Source organism: Fredinandcohnia onubensis (assembly GCF_002734215.1).
GTDB lineage: Bacteria > Bacillota > Bacilli > Bacillales > Bacillaceae_L > Ferdinandcohnia > Ferdinandcohnia onubensis.
Genome location: NZ_NSEB01000007.1, coordinates 290,354 through 309,263, shown reverse-complemented (window position 1 = coordinate 309,263; position 18,910 = coordinate 290,354). Strand labels below are relative to the sequence as shown.

The window sequence follows — 18,910 nt, the reverse complement described above, 5'->3', positions numbered from 1 at the left end:
CTAAAATATACCATGTAGGATTAAGATTTTTATTAAGCCGTAGTGAAAATAGAAGAAAACAGTAGAATAATGAAGGTTAGATAAAATGTTTGCGTTTACACGTCGGTTTCACATGTTAGCGATAATCCGCTATACTTTGATTTGTTCACGACGGACCCGACTTTCATGAGAGTTGAAAGTCAAAAAACATGAAGGCAATTGCCTGAGTAAAACATTAATCAAAATAGAAAGAGGTGCTGATTTGAATTTATTAACATATAAAACTGAATGGTTTGGCAATGTGCGAGGAGATATCATGGCAGGGATTGTTGTTGCACTTGCGCTAATTCCTGAGGCAATTGCCTTTTCACTAATTGCAGGAGTTGACCCAATGATAGGGTTATACGCCTCATTCTGTATTGCAGTCACAATTGCATTTGTTGGAGGAAGACCTGGAATGATTTCTGCAGCAACAGGTGCAACTGCATTGTTAATGGTAACATTGGTTGCAGATTATGGCCTCCAATACTTACTTGCTGCAACGATTTTAACGGGAATTATCCAAATTATCATGGGTGTATTAAAACTTGGGAGACTAATGAAATTTGTCCCTCGTTCAGTCATGACGGGTTTCGTGAACTCACTTGCGATCCTTATATTTGCGGCTCAATTACCGCATTTTGCAGGTGAATCATGGCAAATGTACGCAATGGTAGCAGGAGCCTTAGCCATTATTTATATCTTTCCGCGTTTTACAAAGGCTGTTCCATCACCATTAGTAGCTATCATTGTTATGACAGTAATCGCAGTATTAACCAATAGTGGAGTTCGGACAATTGGAGATATGGGGGAACTTCCATCAACATTACCCATTTTTTTACTCCCTGATATACCGTTGAATTTTGAAACATTAAAAATTATATTCCCTTATTCTTTATCGATCGCAATTGTTGGATTAGTTGAGTCATTATTAACAGCTTCGATTGTTGATGATATGACAGATACAGATAGTGATAAAAATAAAGAAGCACGTGGGCAAGGGATAGCAAATATTGTCTCTGGTTTCTTTGGGGGTATGGCTGGTTGTGCGATGATCGGACAATCTGTCATTAACGTCAAATCAGGTGGTCGTGGAAGACTTTCTGCGTTTGTAGCCGGAGTATTTTTAATGGTCTTAATCTTAGTACTTAAAGATTTCTTAGTTCAGATTCCAATGGCAGCCCTTGTTGGGGTGATGTTCATGGTTTCGATTGGAACGTTTGACTGGTCTGCATTACGCACTCTCCATAAGGTTCCAATTACGGATACAATTGTCATGGTTGTAACAGTGATCACAGTTTTACAGACACACGACCTATCAAAAGGTGTTTTAATTGGAATCATTCTGAGTGCAATTTTCTTTGCTTCTAAGATTTCAAAAGTAAAAGTTACAAGTCTTTCAGCAAAGAACTCGCAAAAGAAAGTGTACCATGTTTCAGGACAGCTATTCTTCGCTTCAGTTACTGACTTTGTTAATAGCTTTGATTACAAAGAAGATGTGAAGGAAATTGATTTAGAACTATCAAACGCCCACCTTTGGGACGACTCTGCAGTAGGCGCAATTGATAAAGTCGTGTTTAAATATCATCAAAATGGCATTAAAGTAAACATTAAAGGATTAAATAAAGAAAGCAATAAATTAGTTGAAAAGCTTGCAGTCTACAAGACACCAGGTGCTCTTGAAAAAGCAGGAAATCAATAAGATAGGGAAACGCGCTGTCTATTTGGCAGCGTGTTTTTTTGTCTATATAAACTATTATTAGGAAACAATAGAAGGTAACTTCAAAATTTTTACAGTTAGAGTTACTGAGGTGCCTTTTTGTGAATGCAATCTATGGGTTAATTTGGCTAGCAGCATTATTTATTTGGGGAGATTGGAGAAATTATAAAAAATACTATCCAACCTACCTCTTTTTACTATTGGGGGATTTTCTTTATTTATACTTGTTATCTGACAAGTTTGCTATGTGGACATATACCCCTCAAGGTGTTGATGAAGGAATTGGACTGACCAACACACATATCGTTTTTTCAATAATGGCTATAAAATATCCAGCAACCATACTCATCTTTTTAGGAAAATACCCAGAAGAAAGCACTTGGATAAAGCAATTGTTCTATATCTTAATATGGGGCGGCATTTATGCTGTGAATGAAGCTGTGGATTTATTCGTTGGACTTATAAAATATAATCATGATTGGAGCTTGGGGTGGTCAGTATTATTTAACCTCGTGATGTTCTCCATTCTTCGATTACATTATGTGCGGCCAATTCGTGCCTGGGTTGCCTCGCTCATATTTATCCTCTTTCTTTGGCATATCTTTGATGTTCCTTCCACAGTGTTTCGGTAAACTAACATAAATATCACACCTACTACTGAATGGTAATCAGTAGTATTTTTTTTCTACCTCTTTTGATGTTCCTATAAGGAAGATAGGAATACCTTCCTAATTAGAAATAAGAATGGGTTCCTATATGAATAAGAATAGATGGTGATACATTATTTTGACAATTTCCGGCAAAATAGATTTAAAGATGAAAATAATAAAAAATCAATCATGAATTAATTATCATTTAGGAATTATGGAGAAACGAATATGAATTTTATCAAAATGTTTGAGCAAAAAAGTATTGGTGAATTAATTAATCTCGTAGCTACGGCATTTAATAGTTTAAAAGATATCCTATATATTCTTCAGGTTGATCAATCTCAATATACATATTTGTTTGCTAACCAGGCAGGATTATCTATTCTTACTACCGATGAAACTCTCTTTGGTAAGACGATGGATGAATATTTGCCAAAAGAAAAAGCTCAATATTTGAGAACGTTTTATGAAAAGGCAGTAATCTCTAAAACAGTAGTGACATTTGAAGACGAGACTACACTTCTAGATGGCCAAATTATGATTAATGAAACGGTACTAACTCCAATCATTGATGGAGAAATTGTATATCTTGTTGCAATTGTACGCGATGTAACAGATAAAACATTGAGACTTAAAGAACTTCAACAATATAAAAGGGCCGAACAAGCAAGAAGAGAAAGTGAAGAAACCTTTCGAATCATCGCGGAGAATTCTGTTGATATCATCAAAGTACTTACACCAGAAGGTAATATTACTTATGTTTCTCCTTCAATTGAGGATATTTTAGGATACCCTAAACAAAAGATGATTAGTAAATCATTCCTTGAGACCGTACATCCCGATGACAGAGAAAAAATGAACGACGTATATCTAAACCTGATTGAAACAAAGGAAAATGTGGAAATTGAAGTAAGGCGTAAACACCAGGATGGTCATTTTATATGGTTACATTCAGACTTAATACCCGTTTTAAGCTCAGAAGGACAACTTGAAAAAATAGTAGTGATTTCGTGGGACATCACTGAATACAAGAGAAAAGTAAAAAAGTTAGAGAAACTTGCCTTTTATGACCATTTGACGGGTCTGCCAAATAGACGAATATTTATAGAAAGGCTCCAACAGTCCATGTTTACAACTGATCGTAGAGGGAAATGGACAGCTTTAATGGTATTAGATTGTGACAATTTCAAACAAATAAATGATAATCATGGTCATGATATCGGGGATGAAGTTATTAAAGAATTCTCCAATCGAATACGTAGAGTGATTCGCGACACGGATACACTTTCACGAGTAGGTGGGGATGAATTTACGGTTGTTATTCCAGAAATAATAGACAAGCAGCAAGTAATAGATATTTCGAATCGGATTTTGAATGTAGTAAGCCAGCCTATGGAAATAAAAGAACACGTGCTGAATATAACAACTAGCATCGGTATTTCCTTTTACCCACATCATGGAACAGATACAGAAGAATTGTTTAAAAAGGCTGATGAGAATCTATATAAATCCAAATCACTTGGGGGAAATACATTTTCGTTATAGAAGGATAAGCCTAAAGGGGGATAAAAATGGCAGGACTATCTTTTTTCAAACAATTAACTAGGTTTTCAAATGAAACCATAGATCTATCTGAAAAAATGAATACAATGATGGAACATGATACTTATCTATTAAGAGAATTAATTGATAATCATCCACATGCTGTTCTAGCATTTGATGCAAATGTGAATTTATTACATTATAACCCTTCAGTACTTAAAACATTTGGTTACCATGAAAAGGAATTATCTCGTAAGTTAAAACAATATTTACACAATAGTGACAAATACAAAAGAAATAAGTCTTATCAACGTGCTTTACAGGGGAAGGTACAAAATTATCAGACAGCTATAACACATGCAAATGGTGAAAAAATTTATATTGATGTCAATCTAGTACCAATTAAAAATAGTGATGGGAACACGACCATTATTTATGCTGTAGCAAAAGATATAACAACTTATGTTCAACATGAAAAAGAATTAGTTAAAATCAAAGGAAGCCTTGAATTAGCACAAAAAGTAGGTGCCATCGGCAGCTATGATTACGACATTATTGAAGATGAAGCCTATTGGTCAAATCAGATGTATGTACTATTTGGAATTGATAATATTGAAGGATTTGTTCCGACCTTTGATAGTATTTCAGAACTAGCTCATCCAGAAGATCAAGGGAAGTTTAATAAAACTATTTTATCTGCTATAGAAGAAAAGAGAAATCTAAGTTTTGAATTTAGAATCCTTCGTAAAGATGGGACAGTTGTTTATGTATATAACCAGGCAGATGTAATCTTGGACGAAAATAAGAAACCTGTTCGTTTTTTAGGAACTGTTCAAGATATTACTAAACGAAAAACTGCAGAACTAAAGCTTAAAGAAAGTGAAAATCAAATACAACATATCTTTGATAATTTGGAGGTAGGTATTTGGTCACTAGACGTAAAAAAAGGTGAATACAATTTGGTCTCAAAAGGAATTGAGGCAATTACAGGATATTCTCCTTCTGATTTAGGGAATCGGATTTCCTGGGATTCACTAATCCATCCAGACGATTATACTGAATATCATCATAACCAACAGAAAAAATTAAAAGGAGAAAATCTCTTTCATCAATACCGGATCATTCATCGAAATGGAGAAATTGTGTGGGTTCAAGAACAGGTACTACCTGTTTTGGATCAGAACGGTCATGTAACACGGCTTGATGGGATCGTTTCAAACATTACTGAACAAAAAGAATATGAAAAGAAAATACAATATCTAGCTTTTCACGATTATTTAACAAAACTACCAAATCGGATGCTTTTTGAAAATAAAATAAAAGAACTAATGGAAGCTTCAAACCAGATTAACAAGCATTTTTCAATTCTATATATAGATTTAGACCGGTTTCGAAACATCAATGAATCACTGGGACACCAAATTGGAGATAAATTGCTTTTTGAGTTTAGTCAAAGAGTAAATATGTTGCTGAACAAAAACACGTTATTTGCACGATTAGGTGGCGATGAATTTGGCATTATTTTATGGGATTATGAAGAATCAGATTACCCAATTAAGGCCGCTAAGTTAATCATTGACTGTCTAGACGTACCATTTAATATTGAAGATTTCGAATTACTCATAACAACAAGTGTTGGAATTAGTACATTTCCCGAGAACGGAAAAACGATTGAGGAATTAATAAAAAATGCGGATGCAGCTTTGTATAGGGCAAAGGCAAGTGGTAAAAATACATATCAAATTTATTCCTCTTCATTAAGTATTAACTCTTTCAAACAGTTTTACCTTGAGAGGGATTTAAGAAAATCAATTGAAAACAATCAATTAGTTGTTTATTTTCAACCAAGGGTTAATTCAGGTACAGGCAAAATTGTTAGTGCTGAAGCTTTAGTGCGATGGGAACATCCCGTTTGGGGGCTAGTATCACCACTTGAATTTATCCCACTTGCAGAAGAAACGGGTTATATTAATGAAATTGGTGATTGGGTATTAGAGCAAGTGTGTCAAAATATTACCAATTGGAAACAGCAAAATCTTGAAATAGTCCCTATTTCTGTGAATATATCAGCGCAACGTTTCTTAAAAAGTGATTGGAAAGTAAGGTTGGGTACTATTCTGGAAAAAAACAATACAGACCCTTCATTAATTGAGTTTGAAATTACGGAAACTACCATGATTAAGCATGAGGAAGCGGTTAAGCTAGCTTTGCAATATATGAAGGGCATTGGGTTTAAAATTGCCCTAGATGACTTTGGAACAGGCTATTCCTCTATCACTTATTTAAAGGATTACCCTATTGATACAATTAAGATAGATCAGTCTTTTACGAAACACATTGCAAAGACAAATAATGTTGAAACCATTATTAAATCTCTTATTTTTATGGCGAAAGGTTTAGACATGAATGTTGTAGCAGAAGGTGTGGAAACAATTGAACAGCTATCATTCTTAAGACAACAGGAATGTCAAGAAATTCAAGGGTATATCTTCAGCAAACCAGTACCAGAAGAGACTTTTCAAAATTTATTAAGAAAAATGATTTTGAAGCCAACTTTTAATAGCGATACTGCAAAATTCCCAAATAGAAGGCGATATTACAGGATTAATCTTTTATTTCCACTAAGTTCCCAAATGACTTTAACTACTATACTTGGAAATCAGGTTGAGTTAGGGAATACGGAGATCCTAATTGAAGACATTGGGCCAGGTGGGTTAAGATTTTTATCGACTATTCAGTTACCTGTACGCCCGGATATCACCTATCAATTCAAAACTAAGATTATGGGGGAGATTATTACCTTAAATGGTCATGTTGTGTGGAAAGAAGAAGTGAAGGGAATCTTCCAATATGGTCTTAAGTTCAGTATGGATGAGACTCAAAGAGATGCGCTCGTAAAGTTTTTAAATCATTTCTCTCTACAATTGCGTAATAACCCATTTGTCCCAAATTGTGATTTTGTGAAAGAAGAAAAAATTAGTTATTTACTAAGAGCAACCCCAAATGAATAATTAGGGGTGCTCTCTCTTTTTTACATATGGAAAAAACTAGTCCATTTAACACTTAAAATAAACTCCACCCAAAGATATAGGTATGATATCCTATAACAGAGTATATGGAAAATAACAGGGGTGGAGTAATGGCAGTTGTTGAAAAAATAAATATTCTCTTAGTGGATGACCGCCCAGAGAATCTATTAGCCTTGGAGGCTATTATTGAAAGAGATGATTATAACCTAATTAAAGCTAATTCTGGAGAAGAAGCTTTAAAGTGTCTTTTGAAATACGAATTCGCTGTCATTTTATTAGATGTTCAAATGCCAGGAATTGATGGAATTGAAACTGCGAAAATAATCAAAGCTCGTGAGAAAACAAAAAATATTCCACTTTTATTTATAACTGCTAATAACATGGATTCGGATCATATTTTTAGAGGATATTCGGTTGGGGCAATTGATTATATCTTAAAGCCGGTTGACCCAATTGTATTAAAAGCAAAAGTTGATGGCTTCGTTGAAATCTATACAATAAAAAAACAGCTAATGAAGCAATCAGAATTACTTGCACAAAAGAATAAAGAAATTGAACATATTGCATTACATGATTACTTGACTGGTTTGCCGAATCGAAGAAGTTTTTCGGAGGAACTAACTACTTGCGTGAACGAATCTAAAAAAAGGAACCAAGCAATCGGAGTTGTTGTTTTAGATATTGACTACTTCAAATATGTAAACGATTCTCTTGATTTTAATACAGGTGATCGGGTGCTTAAAGAAATTGCAAAACGATTGAAAGCAACAATAAGGGAAGGTGACTTTGTTGCTAGAGTTGGTGGTGATGAGTTCTCCATCATTTTACCGAATACAGATCGTGAGGAAACATTAGATATAGCTACAAGAATTAATTTTGCCTTTAATGAGCCACTTTACATTGATCACTATGAATTGTTTTTTACAGCAAGCGTTGGATTGAGTATATTTCCTTATGATGGAGAAGATCCGTTAACTCTTGTGAAAAACGCGGGTACAGCATTGTTTCGCGCGAAAGAGCAAGGCAAAAACAATTTTAAAGTGTATCACTCCGGAATGAACCTTCAATCTTATCGAACGTTTATTATGCAGAATGATTTACGAAAGGCAATTGAAAGACAGGAACTTTCGATCGTTTATCAACCACGTATGGAAATTGCTAACGGTAAGATTAAAAGTGCAGAAGCTTTATTACGGTGGGAACATCCAAAATGGGGAACATTGTCACCAAGTGAATTTATTCCATTAGCTGAAGAAACTGGGCAGATTATTGAGATTGGTGAATGGGTACTTGCAACTGTTTGTAACCAATTGAACGAATGGAAGAAGAATGATTTTTCTCCAATTAGAATTGCAGTTAATTTTTCAGCACAACATTTTCTTCAAAAAGATTTAGTTGATAAAATCCAACGAATTTTATCTGAATACAAAGTAAGTCCTAGTTTACTAGAAATAGAGATTACTGAATCGGTTATATTGGGAAATGAGGCAGTGATTTCTAAGACTCTTCATCAATTAAAGGATATGGGCGTACAGGTAAGTATCGATGATTTCGGGACTGGCTACTCGTCCTTAAGCTATTTGAGACGTTTCCCAATTCATGCGCTGAAAATAGATAAGACTTTTATTCAAGAAATTTCTAACGGCTCCCCTAACGAAACTGTATTAACAGAAGCCATCATTTCATTAGCACATAATTTAAATATGTCCGTAATTGCAGAAGGAGTAGAGACAGAGAAGCAACTGTCAGTTTTAAGGCAGCTAAAATGTGAAGAAATTCAAGGATACTTATTAAGCCCTCCATTAATAAAGGAAAAATTCGAGGCATTTCTCCTAGGCCATAGTGAGATTAACTTTATTTCCGAAAAGAGGATAACTTCACTATCCGATCAAAAGAAAATCTCTACAGAACCATTCAATGAACCAGAGACAATTCATAAAGAAATTACAGGCACAATCCAGATAACAAAGGAAGTCTTTGGCCTTTCATCTAGAGAATTAGATGTGTTTGAGCTCCTGTTAACAGGATTAACCAATAAGGAAATCTCGGAAAAATTATTTATTAGTGAACATACCGTGAAAAATCATATTACAAGAATTTTCCAAAAAATGAATGTTACTGATCGAGTTCAAGCAATTGCATTAGTATATCAAACATGTTTTGATTTCAGTGATTCAACGGTCAGTAAATAAATGTGACATGAAAGGAACCGATTCATGAAATTAAGAACAAAATTATTATTAGGGCTTAGTACATTACCAATCTTACTTATTGTTCTCATAGGTATTGGCTGGACTCAGATCTCTAGTCTTAATAAAATGAGTACTACAATACAATCAAACTATGAATTAACTATACTAGCAGAAAAAATTCATCGGGATATCAAGGATGAAGGGATCCGACTGCGAAACCTCGTTTTATTTAATGATGATAACATGATCCAACAAGAACTGGTAAAGTTACAGGAAGAAAATCAATCCATTGTACAAAATATTACTTTAATTGAAGAAAAGGCGTATACTGCAGAACAAAAACATTTAATAAAGGAACTTAAAGGTATAAATAGTGATTTCAATCTGTATCAAAATGAGTTAATCGACCTTGTCAACGCAGGTAGCAAAGATGAAGCTCTTGCTGTGATTGATGAGAGTTCAGCTGAACTTCATGAAGAATTCTTTACCGTTCTTTCTGACATAACAAAATCTTTTGAAGTAAGCATGGAATCATCATTGCATGATAGTGTTTCAGAGTTTAAGAAAGAACTGATAATCAGTGCAATTATTATCATTATTAGCGTCATTTTAATCATGGGTCTTCTTTCGAAAAGTATCTGGACACTGTCAAATAGGTTAAATAAGGTCTCAACTGTAATGAAACAGGTTGCTAACGGTAGTGCTGATTTAAATACAAAGGTTGAGGTAGTTTCACGTGATGAAATAGGTGATGTCGCAAGCTCATTTAATATAATGACAGATTCCTTACAACAGCAAATAAATAGAGAACAAGAATTGACTTGGTTGAATTCTAATATTGCGGAAATTACTACGAGCCTAACGGGAATAAACGACTTAGAAACATTGGCACAAACTTTTCTGTCTAAGACAGTTCCTTTAGTCGACTCTAGCCATGCTGTATTTTATATCAAGGATATAGTAAACGCTGATGATGAGGAAGCGCATTTTAAACTGCTCGCCTCCTATGCTTTTAAGGAACGAAAGAGTTTCTCGAATACAATTCGTTTGGGTGAAGGGCTGATTGGACAAGCTGTCCTTGAAAAATCACCAATTATTTTAACAGATGTGCCTTCAGACTATGTACGGATAAGTTCAGGGTTAGGAGAAGCATCTCCTTTAAATATATACGTATTACCGATTGTTTTTGAGGGGGATGTAAAGGCAGTTATCGAAATTGCAACTTTCAAATCTTATAGTAAGACCCAACAAGATTTCCTGGAAGAACTAATGAATGGTCTAGGAATAATCATTGAAAGTGTAATGGGAAGAATCAGGCTAGCAAAATTATTAGAGGAATCTCAAACCTTAATGGAAGAGGTTCAAGCCCAGTCGGAAGAACTTCAAGCGCAGCAAGAGGAACTTAGAGCAACCAATGAAGAGCTTGAGGAACAGACACAAGCACTTCGTCAATCAGAGGAAAAACTTCAAGCTCAACAAGAAGAGCTGGAACAAACAAACGCTGATCTTGAAGAAAAAGCGAAAAGTCTAGCTGATCAAAATAAGAGATTTGAACAAACGAATAAAGAGGTAGAGGCAGCAAGAGCGGAACTAGAGGAAAAAGCAAAACAACTCGCATTGAGTTCAAAATATAAATCTGAGTTTCTAGCAAATATGTCCCATGAACTAAGAACACCATTAAATAGCTTACTTATTTTATCTAAGCTTTTATCGGACAATACTGAAGGAAATCTATCTACAAAACAAGTAGAATATTCAAAGACAATCTACTCAGCTGGAAATGATTTATTAGCACTAATTAACGATATTTTAGATTTAGCAAAAATCGAATCCGGAAAAATGGAAGTAAATCCTACCAAAATAACAATCGAGGATTTAGCTGATTACGTTGAAAGAAGCTTTAGACCTGTTGCAAATGAAAAAGGTCTACAATTTTCAATCAATGTGGAAAAGGGTCTTCCAACTTTCATTTATAATGATGAACAAAAAATTCAACAGGTACTGCGAAATCTATTATCAAATGCTTTTAAATTCACCCGAGAAGGGGAGATTAAACTAGAAATTTCCTCTTACCTGAAAAACAATAGCAAGCCTGCTTTTTCTTTTTCAGTTATCGATAGCGGGATTGGAATTCCAACTGAAAAGCAGCAACTTATTTTTGAAGCATTCCAGCAAGCAGATGGTACTACGAGCCGAAAATATGGTGGAACTGGCCTAGGATTGTCGATCAGTAGAGAAATTGCCGCATTGCTTGGTGGCAAAATAGTCCTCCAGAGTGAAGAAGGAAAAGGAAGTACCTTTACATTTACCGTTGGTGAATTTCAACATGAAATTGAAGATCAAAATGCTATAAATGAAGTTGCGGTATCTACCGAAAGGCCTATATCAATTCAGACGAGTAGTATTGAAACTTCTGTAGTATTTAAAGAAACTCCGAGTGTTGATGAAAATAGCCATATTAAACGGCTCTTAATCATTGATGATGATCTGCTACAACGAAATACCCTAATGGAGTTTATAGGTAATATGGATATTATTATCAAAGCAGTATCTTCAGGCTATGAAGCGATTGAAGAATTAAAGGTAAATTGGTTTGATTTTATTATTTTAGACCTGGGATTAAGAGACACAAACGGTTTTGATTTACTGGAGAAAATAAAGAATTCGCATAATCATGAAGATGTGAAGGTTTTAGTCTATACAGGGCGTGATCTATCATCAAAAGAGGAAACTTTCCTGAACAAATATGTTCATCGAATTATTATTAAGGATGAGCAGTCTCCGCAAAGGTTGAAGGAAGAGATTTCATTATTATTAGATTGTAACAACGAATTAATGAATAAAACAACAGAGATACCTTCAACTAGCTCAGTAAAGGACCAAACGGGTCTATTCGGTAGAAAAATCCTTCTTGTTGATGATGATGTACGAAATGTATATGCGATTTCAAGTATTCTTGAAATGTACGGTATGAATGTAACTTTTGCTGAAAATGGGATTGAAGGAATTGAATTATTGCAGCAACAACCAGATACTGACCTCGTATTAATGGATATTATGATGCCTGAGATGGATGGATATGAGGCGATTAGAAAAATAAGAGAGAATACACAATTTTCTTCCTTACCTATTATTGCGCTGACGGCAAAAGCAATGAAAGAAGATCGTGAGAAATGTATGGAGGTAGGAGCATCTGATTATATTGTGAAACCAATAAATCCTGACCAACTAATTTCTTTAATGAAGGTTTGGTTATATCAATAGGAAGGGACTCCTTAAACGATGAATACTCAATTTGGTGAAGTAAATCTTGAAACGAAGGAAAGCTCAGATCTTGAAAAGATTGAAATTGAATTACTGCTACAGGGTCTTTATAAGTGGTGTGGGTATGACTTTCGAAGCTATGCTTACAATTCCATAAGAAGAAGAGTTCAGCATCGACTAGAGGCAGAAAAGCTTTCTAGTATAACAGGGCTACTTGAGAAGATTCTTCATGATCCTAGATGTTTGCGCAGATTGATAGCCGATTTTTCGATTAATGTAACAGAGATGTTTAGAGATCCTTTATTCTTTTTAGAATTTAGGGAAAAGGTTGTACCATTATTGCGAACGTATCCATCAATCCGTATCTGGCATGCAGGATGTTCTACAGGTGAAGAGGTATACTCTATGGCAATTCTTCTTCTTGAAGAGGGACTCTATGAGAAGACTAAAATTTATGCGACAGATATTAATGCTGATGTATTAAAAATTGCAAAATCAGGTAGATACCCAATAGAGAATATGAAAAAGTATACGAAGAACTATTTGCAAGCAGGTGGAAATAATGCTTTTTCAGACTACTATACAGTTACAGATAGCGGAGTAAAATTCCATTCGCATCTATCCAACAATGTCGTATTTGCACAGCACAATTTAGTAACAGACCAATCATTTAATGAGTTCCATGTCATTTTGTGCAGAAATGTCCTCATCTATTTTAATAAAGAATTACAGAAGCGGGTTCATCATTTATTCTATGAGAGCTTAGGCATGTTTGGCATACTGGGACTAGGTGATAAGGAAACCATTTATTATACGGACAAAGACGATTATTACGAGGAAATCAGTAAAAAACAAAAGTTGTATAAAAAGGTGAAATAAATGATAAAGGTTGCTGTTATTCAGCAACCTTTTGTTATATGTATTACACGAGAGCGTCCTCTTTACCAAAGGTTAGGATGATTTTTCTTATGAGAAAGCCAACTATTAGCCCAGGAATTACACAGATCATTGGGAAAAATACAGGACCAAACGTAATCCCCCAAAAAATAGCTTTAGGCGCGACCATTAAACCGACCGTAACAAAATAAGCACAAAATGCAAATGGTAAAAAGGAATAGGGAGCTTTTCCACCACCAGCTTCTTTAAATGCATCCCACATGGCAAAGAAATACAAACAGGGATAAAACATGAGCCATCCATAATTAGTGGATGCAAGTGCTTGTTGTGTTTCACCTAAAAAGCTAAGCATGATGACTTCATTGAAATTTGCAAGGGTATTGACTAAGAACTCTAAGAAAATAAAGGTTAGACCCTTTACATATTGTTTATTTAATAATTGTCCGAACCCTGGTAATGCAATACTCCAAAATATACGTTCTACAGCTTTCACATCGTTTTATCCACCACACTTCAGTTCGCTATATATCTATTTTCTTATATTTCCCAGTTAATTATTCATATTATTTCAATGAAAAAGCACCTGCTGACCAGGTGCTTGGAAAAACTTACTACATATGCTCGTTTGGCGGTGCTGGCATTCCGTGAATAGAGCTTCTGTCAAAATTACTTGGTGTCTGCTCTTGATTAGATACTTCGGCATACTGATTAGTGTCTATATTAAGTTCAGATTGAACCTGTGCTGGTTCGACTTCTTGCGTGTAAGTCGCATTATTTACATTACCTTGATTTTGATATTCTTGGTGCTGTTGGAATTGTTGAGCATTATTTGTTTGGTTTTGGTAACCTTGATATTCATTTTGAACGGGATCCATTTGATTCTGTGGTTGCTGTTGTGGTGTGTTGCTCATTGTTTGTTGTGAAGTATAGCTTTGGTTCTGCTGGACATTACCTGGACTCTGAGTGTGGTTTTGTGGTGTATTTCCTTCCAGACCTGTAGGGGGGTGATTTTGGTTTTGTAATTGTTCCGTAACTTGTGCAATTGCCTCAAAAGAAGTATCAGGTATTTTGTCAAAGAAACCTTTACCCTTATCTGGATTTGAAATAATCCCTAGTGCCCCTAATAGCCCTAATATTGCAGTTACGTATGTTTCCCAGGCTGTTAAATCAATTTGCACACCTAAGTCCTTAAATATCATATATAATATCGATGCAAGAGAGACCCATAATCCGTAATTTTTCCATTTCATAAGTTGAAAACTCCTTTGTGTTAGTCTCTTACATATCTTATTCGATTAATATGAAAAATGTGACCGCCTAGATCTAAGTTAGTCTTAAATCCCTAAAAAACCCCTAAAAAGGGGCTTTTAGGATGCTGGAGCTTCATCTTGTAATCTTTCCAAAATTCTTCTCTTACGATATAACATATTTCCAGTCTCCGTGAGATCTTGAATCATCGAGCGATTGGAGACAGCTCCAAAAAGAATCCCTGCAATTGGTATCATTTGAAAAAGTTTCTTCCATCCAAATGAGTCGCGATAGGTGTACACAACCTCACGCCAACCTTGAAGCTGTGACATCATTTCATCCGAAGAATTTCTGCCTTGATAAAAGGAGGAAAGTTCCTTTAGAATTGCCTGCTTTCCGACCACATCTGCAGAAGAGAACTGTAAACATTTAATGATAAATATTCGCTCATTTTTTTCTTTTGGATCAAACCCATGGATTATTGCGATTTCTTGAAGTGTTTTTAATGACATTCCAAGTAAGGCAGGGATATCAATGGCAAGTGTAAATATTCCACCAACACCGGTCGTCGCTCCTTGCAAAGTGGCCACTTTTGCCCATTTTTCGGAATGCTCTTGACTGGCTTCAATCATGGTACGAAGCGGGATTTGTTCGATATCTGCAATCCTTTCAATGGGCGTATTTGCTTTTTTTTCAATTAGATTAAAAATGGCTTTTTCCTGGATGAGATATTTACCACCGTTTTGTAAGTAGCTTCCAATTTCATCAAGAAGAATACCAATTTTCTCATGGATGAATTTTGGTGTAAGCTTATCAAGGAGTTTAAATGGAAGTCGACCAATTCGTTCCCAAAACCATAAACCACTTTGGTCTTTTTCCCATGCTTCTATCTTTTTTAATTCATTTTCAAGTATTTGTTTAGATTCCATTTGCATTCCTCTTTCTGATTTTATCCTTTTATATATTACGGTTGTACATAAAAATAGTTTCAAAATTAATTTACCTTGTTTTTCAAGCTAAATAAGGTTATTTGATATTCTTAAAAGGAGCTAGAGGAGGGAAACTTCCTGAAAAAAGGAAAGTGATGTACCGAGACAGCCATTCCAGGTCTCACCCCACCTCCTAATAAAATGATATAATAATTTTATCAAAACAAGGGCCGTGATAGGATGGAAATACTTTTTGTAATGGTTGGTGGATTTCTTGGGGCTTGTTCTCGTTATCTGCTTGGAGGGTTGGTGCCTACAACTACTGGTTTTCCGATTGGAACTCTATCTGTTAACTTAATTGGATGTCTATGCTTAGGATGGTTATTACCCTTTATTACTAACCAGAAAAAAGTTAATCCAAAGATATCACTGTTATTCGGTACAGGCTTTATCGGATCGTTCACAACATTCTCCACTTTTTCAGTAGAAGTTGTTCAATTAATGGATGAAGGGAAAATGACCCTAGCCATCTTATATGTAGCGACGAGTCTTTTTTTCGGAATTTTGTTATCATTTGTTGGCTATCGATTGGCGAATCTAAGAAAAATAGGTGAAAAATCATGATAGTACTCGTTGGAATTGGAGGAGCAGCTGGTGCTGCATGTAGATACCTTGCGGGAATATGGATTGGAAAAAAGAGCGGATCCTTATTTCCATATCCAACCTTGTTCATAAACATCTCTGGATCATTTCTATTAGGTATTCTAACTGGCCTTAAACTAACCCATACGATACCAGAATGGCGTTGGTTAATATTTGGAGTCGGCTTTTGTGGGGCATTTACGACATTTTCTACATTTGGTTATGAAGCTATTCAATTATTCGTTACTAGACAATCAAAGCAAGCATATTTCTACATATTGGCATCGACCATAATATGTACAATATCAGCTTATCTTGGCATTAAAATCATCATTTGAAAACCAGGTGAAAATTTGTTCACCTGGCTTTTTTAAGATATTTTATTTTTTCAACACGTCATGGTCAACATAACGCTCACCATTAATTTCACTAATGATATTAATTGCAACTTTTGCACCGTCACCAGCTGTAATAATCGTATGAACACTTACACCTGCACACGTTCCAGCAGCCCAGATACCCTCAACATTTGTTTTACCAGATGCATCAACATCAAGAACTGTTTTAATACGAGGCTCAGTGCCTTCTTTGGTAGCAACTCCAGCAGCAGCAGCTAAGTCCGTTAACGCTCCAGTTGCAAAAACCACGTATTTTCCTTCGTAATCACCGTTATCAGTTACAACCTTAAAACCGTTTTCAGTTTTTTCAACAGAAGTAACTGCCTGTTGAACAACCTCAGCACCAAATTTCGCAGCTTGTTTTTGGCCAATTTCAACTAGTTCAGGGCCTTCAATTTCCATAACGCCATAATGGTTTTCAACCCAAGCACGCTTGGTCATACCTTTATCGCTATCCAAAAGTAATGTTTTCTTACCAGCCTTAGCTGTAAATAAAGCTGCACTTGCGCCTGCAGGGCCAGCGCCTACAATAACAACATCAAACATTGTTCAATCACTCCTTATGTATAATAGTATTCAATCATAATTATAACCATTTACATCATACCAATCTAATCATCTGCTTATTTTGAATAGTATAATCGCTTTATAAACAAAAAGGATAGAAAAAAGAAATCATTTCTATCCTAAATTGATTTAGAGTGATCCTGATGTTTGATTATAAGTTTGCTCTGTTCGTAAAGCATATTTCTCTTTCCGATCATGAAGAAAATAATAGAGTGCTATCCCAAACAACACATAAAAAGCACTAAAGAAATAAAACGTTCCAAGGCCGATTTGTGCACTAAGAAGGCCGACTATTGATGAACCTAAGCCGATTCCGGTGTCATAAATGGATAAGAATGTTGCGGTTGCAGTTCCTCTACGTGTAGGGGCAGCAGCTTGAATAGCAATAGTTTGGAAGCTTGGGAATAATGTTCCCCAGCCTAAACCAATTAAGGCAGCTGCGAATAGGAACATAAAGGACGTTGATGAAATTCCGAGGAACAGCATTCCGATTGCAAACACCACAATTGATGGATAGACGATCTTATTTGCTCCGTATTGATCAAACCATCTTCCGGTGAAAGGTCTAGACACTAGAAGTACAACTGCATATACAACGAAAAAGAAACTTGAAACCTCGAATAACCCAATTTCTTTTGCATACACGGAAACGAAGGACAAGAGAGAAGAGTATACAATCCCTAATAATCCACCGACAATTGAAATTTTTATAGCAGGTACCTCAAAGAGATCTCCTAAAGACAATTTAGTTTTCAATGTTTTTTCTTGGGATCCTTTTTCTGGTACTCTTTCAGGAACCTTTACAAAATAACCTGTAACTAACGCAAGGATCGAACAAATAGCTCCAACAATAAACACGCTATTCATCCCTGATTTATTTAAGAGGGTTAACCCTAAGAATGGACCGATAACCATCGCTAAGTTGTTTGACATAATAAAATATCCCATGCCCTCGCCTTTTCGAGTATCTGGGATAATATCTGCAACAATTCCGCCCGCAGCAGTTGTTGCCATTCCGAATCCAATTCCATGGAATAAACGTAATAATAAAACAGAGTAGATGGACGGAGTGAAAAAATAGATTAACGATGAAATCATAAATATAAGTAATGAAAGGGCAAGGACCTTCTTTCTACCTATAGTATTTAGCCATTGTCCTGCAAATGGACGGACGATGATTGCAGAGAATAAAAATACGGTAACCATGAGCCCTGCTTCTAATTCATTCCCACCCAAATCACTCAATGTGTAAACCGGTAATGAAACTAATAAATAATAAAAAGTCAAAAAGACAAAAAAGTTACTAACCGAAAGATTAATAAAATCCTTCGTCCAAAGTTTTTGTTTCCCCATATTTTACCTCCTGGTGTTAATTCGTAATCTGGTGGAACCAATTGTTTAAAAGTTGATAAAGCTGTTCCTGAAATTCTTTTGGGAAATTATCTACGAGCTTTTCATTCATTTCAATCATAGCTTGTTCCCATTTTGGATATTCAGCTAATGCTTTTTCGGTCAATTCAATTTGCTTGGTACGCTTGTCAGATCCTTGAACCTGTTTGACATACCCGAGTTTAACTAGCTTTTGTATATTACGAGTCATTGGCGGGGCTTCAACAGTTAAATAGTCACATAGCTCAGATTGTGTTGACGTTCCTTTTGTTTTTAAAACAAATAAAACGGACCATTGTGCGCTAAATAGTCCGAAAGGTTCTAACGTTTCATTCACATGTTTTGTAAGCTGACGTGATAGCTGATGAACTGCGTGAAATAGAGTATGGCCAGTTTGCATAAAAACACCTCAATGCATATTTCTC

Annotated in this window: 15 protein-coding genes; 9 read left to right on the top strand and 6 right to left on the bottom strand. The window is 35.4% G+C overall.

What is annotated here, in order from left to right; translation table 11 throughout:
* Window positions 1–241 precede the first annotated feature (241 nt).
* The 7 genes from CKK03_RS10535 (at window position 242) to CKK03_RS10505 (ending at window position 13,294) form a co-directional block, all read left to right on the top strand.
* On the top strand, window positions 242–1,720 hold the full coding sequence (locus tag CKK03_RS10535) for a SulP family inorganic anion transporter (protein ID WP_099362536.1): 1,479 nt from the start codon (window positions 242–244) through the stop codon (window positions 1,718–1,720).
* A 119-nt stretch (window positions 1,721–1,839) separates the two neighbouring features.
* Complete coding sequence (locus tag CKK03_RS10530; RefSeq protein WP_099362535.1) at window positions 1,840–2,370, top strand: CBO0543 family protein; 531 nt, start codon at window positions 1,840–1,842, stop codon at window positions 2,368–2,370.
* A gap of 246 nt (window positions 2,371–2,616) precedes the next feature.
* Window positions 2,617–3,933 (top strand): diguanylate cyclase domain-containing protein, encoded by a 1,317-nt coding sequence (locus CKK03_RS10525; RefSeq protein ID WP_099362534.1) that lies wholly within the window; start codon window positions 2,617–2,619, stop codon window positions 3,931–3,933.
* Window positions 3,934–3,959: 26 nt separating this feature from the next.
* Window positions 3,960–6,941 carry an EAL domain-containing protein gene (locus CKK03_RS10520; RefSeq protein ID WP_099362533.1) on the top strand — a complete coding sequence of 994 codons (2,982 nt, stop codon included), beginning with the start codon at window positions 3,960–3,962 and terminating at the stop codon, window positions 6,939–6,941.
* A gap of 128 nt (window positions 6,942–7,069) precedes the next feature.
* Complete coding sequence (locus CKK03_RS10515; RefSeq protein ID WP_180271221.1) at window positions 7,070–9,151, top strand: EAL domain-containing protein; 2,082 nt, start codon at window positions 7,070–7,072, stop codon at window positions 9,149–9,151.
* A gap of 24 nt (window positions 9,152–9,175) precedes the next feature.
* Window positions 9,176–12,415, top strand: a complete 3,240-nt coding sequence (locus CKK03_RS10510) for a response regulator (protein WP_099362531.1) — start codon at window positions 9,176–9,178, stop codon at window positions 12,413–12,415.
* Between the two features lie 18 nt (window positions 12,416–12,433).
* Window positions 12,434–13,294 carry a CheR family methyltransferase gene (locus tag CKK03_RS10505; RefSeq protein ID WP_099362530.1) on the top strand — a complete coding sequence of 287 codons (861 nt, stop codon included), beginning with the start codon at window positions 12,434–12,436 and terminating at the stop codon, window positions 13,292–13,294.
* A gap of 43 nt (window positions 13,295–13,337) precedes the next feature.
* Here the strand turns inward: CKK03_RS10505 and CKK03_RS10500 are convergent, their stop codons facing one another.
* The 3 genes from CKK03_RS10500 to CKK03_RS10490 form a co-directional block, all read right to left on the bottom strand.
* Window positions 13,338–13,805: a hypothetical protein gene (locus CKK03_RS10500; RefSeq protein ID WP_099362529.1), complete on the bottom strand. Its 468-nt coding sequence runs from the start codon at window positions 13,803–13,805 to the stop codon at window positions 13,338–13,340.
* Window positions 13,806–13,923: 118 nt separating this feature from the next.
* Window positions 13,924–14,562, bottom strand: coding sequence for a hypothetical protein (locus tag CKK03_RS23680; protein WP_180271220.1), 639 nt, complete (start codon window positions 14,560–14,562; stop codon window positions 13,924–13,926).
* A gap of 117 nt (window positions 14,563–14,679) precedes the next feature.
* Window positions 14,680–15,489 carry an EcsC family protein gene (locus tag CKK03_RS10490; protein WP_099362528.1) on the bottom strand — a complete coding sequence of 270 codons (810 nt, stop codon included), beginning with the start codon at window positions 15,487–15,489 and terminating at the stop codon, window positions 14,680–14,682.
* A 240-nt stretch (window positions 15,490–15,729) separates the two neighbouring features.
* Here CKK03_RS10490 and crcB (CKK03_RS10485) point away from each other — a divergent pair, with 240 nt between their 5' ends.
* The gene (gene crcB, locus CKK03_RS10485) at window positions 15,730–16,113 is read left to right on the top strand and encodes a fluoride efflux transporter CrcB (RefSeq protein ID WP_099362527.1); all 384 of its coding nucleotides are present in this window, start codon (window positions 15,730–15,732) and stop codon (window positions 16,111–16,113) included.
* Window positions 16,110–16,469 carry a fluoride efflux transporter CrcB gene (gene crcB, locus CKK03_RS10480; protein WP_099362526.1) on the top strand — a complete coding sequence of 120 codons (360 nt, stop codon included), beginning with the start codon at window positions 16,110–16,112 and terminating at the stop codon, window positions 16,467–16,469. The genes crcB (CKK03_RS10485) and crcB (CKK03_RS10480) overlap by 4 nt, the downstream gene beginning before the upstream one ends.
* 42 nt (window positions 16,470–16,511) lie before the next feature.
* On the opposite strand, the gene CKK03_RS10475 is transcribed toward crcB (CKK03_RS10480), so the two are convergent.
* The 3 genes from CKK03_RS10475 to CKK03_RS10465 all read right to left on the bottom strand — a co-directional run bounded on the left by CKK03_RS10475 (window position 16,512) and on the right by CKK03_RS10465 (window position 18,885).
* Window positions 16,512–17,075, bottom strand: coding sequence for an FAD-dependent oxidoreductase (locus CKK03_RS10475; protein WP_099362525.1), 564 nt, complete (start codon window positions 17,073–17,075; stop codon window positions 16,512–16,514).
* A gap of 150 nt (window positions 17,076–17,225) precedes the next feature.
* Entirely contained in the window at window positions 17,226–18,449 is a 1,224-nt protein-coding gene (locus CKK03_RS10470; RefSeq protein ID WP_099362524.1) for an MFS transporter, read from the bottom strand.
* 16 nt (window positions 18,450–18,465) lie between these two features.
* Window positions 18,466–18,885, bottom strand: a complete 420-nt coding sequence (locus CKK03_RS10465) for a MarR family winged helix-turn-helix transcriptional regulator (RefSeq protein WP_099362523.1) — start codon at window positions 18,883–18,885, stop codon at window positions 18,466–18,468.
* Window positions 18,886–18,910 lie beyond the last annotated feature (25 nt).

Coding starts and splice junctions, on each gene's coding strand:
- crcB (WP_099362527.1), top strand. CDS start 15,730: ATGGAAATACTTTTTGTAATGGTTGGTGGATTTCTTGGGGCTTGTTCT.
- CKK03_RS10510 (WP_099362531.1), top strand. CDS start 9,176: ATGAAATTAAGAACAAAATTATTATTAGGGCTTAGTACATTACCAATC.
- CKK03_RS10465 (WP_099362523.1), bottom strand. CDS start 18,885: ATGCAAACTGGCCATACTCTATTTCACGCAGTTCATCAGCTATCACGT.
- CKK03_RS10490 (WP_099362528.1), bottom strand. CDS start 15,489: ATGGAATCTAAACAAATACTTGAAAATGAATTAAAAAAGATAGAAGCA.
- crcB (WP_099362526.1), top strand. CDS start 16,110: ATGATAGTACTCGTTGGAATTGGAGGAGCAGCTGGTGCTGCATGTAGA.
- CKK03_RS10505 (WP_099362530.1), top strand. CDS start 12,434: ATGAATACTCAATTTGGTGAAGTAAATCTTGAAACGAAGGAAAGCTCA.
- CKK03_RS10520 (WP_099362533.1), top strand. CDS start 3,960: ATGGCAGGACTATCTTTTTTCAAACAATTAACTAGGTTTTCAAATGAA.
- CKK03_RS10470 (WP_099362524.1), bottom strand. CDS start 18,449: ATGGGGAAACAAAAACTTTGGACGAAGGATTTTATTAATCTTTCGGTT.
- CKK03_RS10515 (WP_180271221.1), top strand. CDS start 7,070: ATGGCAGTTGTTGAAAAAATAAATATTCTCTTAGTGGATGACCGCCCA.
- CKK03_RS10475 (WP_099362525.1), bottom strand. CDS start 17,075: ATGTTTGATGTTGTTATTGTAGGCGCTGGCCCTGCAGGCGCAAGTGCA.
- CKK03_RS23680 (WP_180271220.1), bottom strand. CDS start 14,562: ATGAAATGGAAAAATTACGGATTATGGGTCTCTCTTGCATCGATATTA.
- CKK03_RS10525 (WP_099362534.1), top strand. CDS start 2,617: ATGAATTTTATCAAAATGTTTGAGCAAAAAAGTATTGGTGAATTAATT.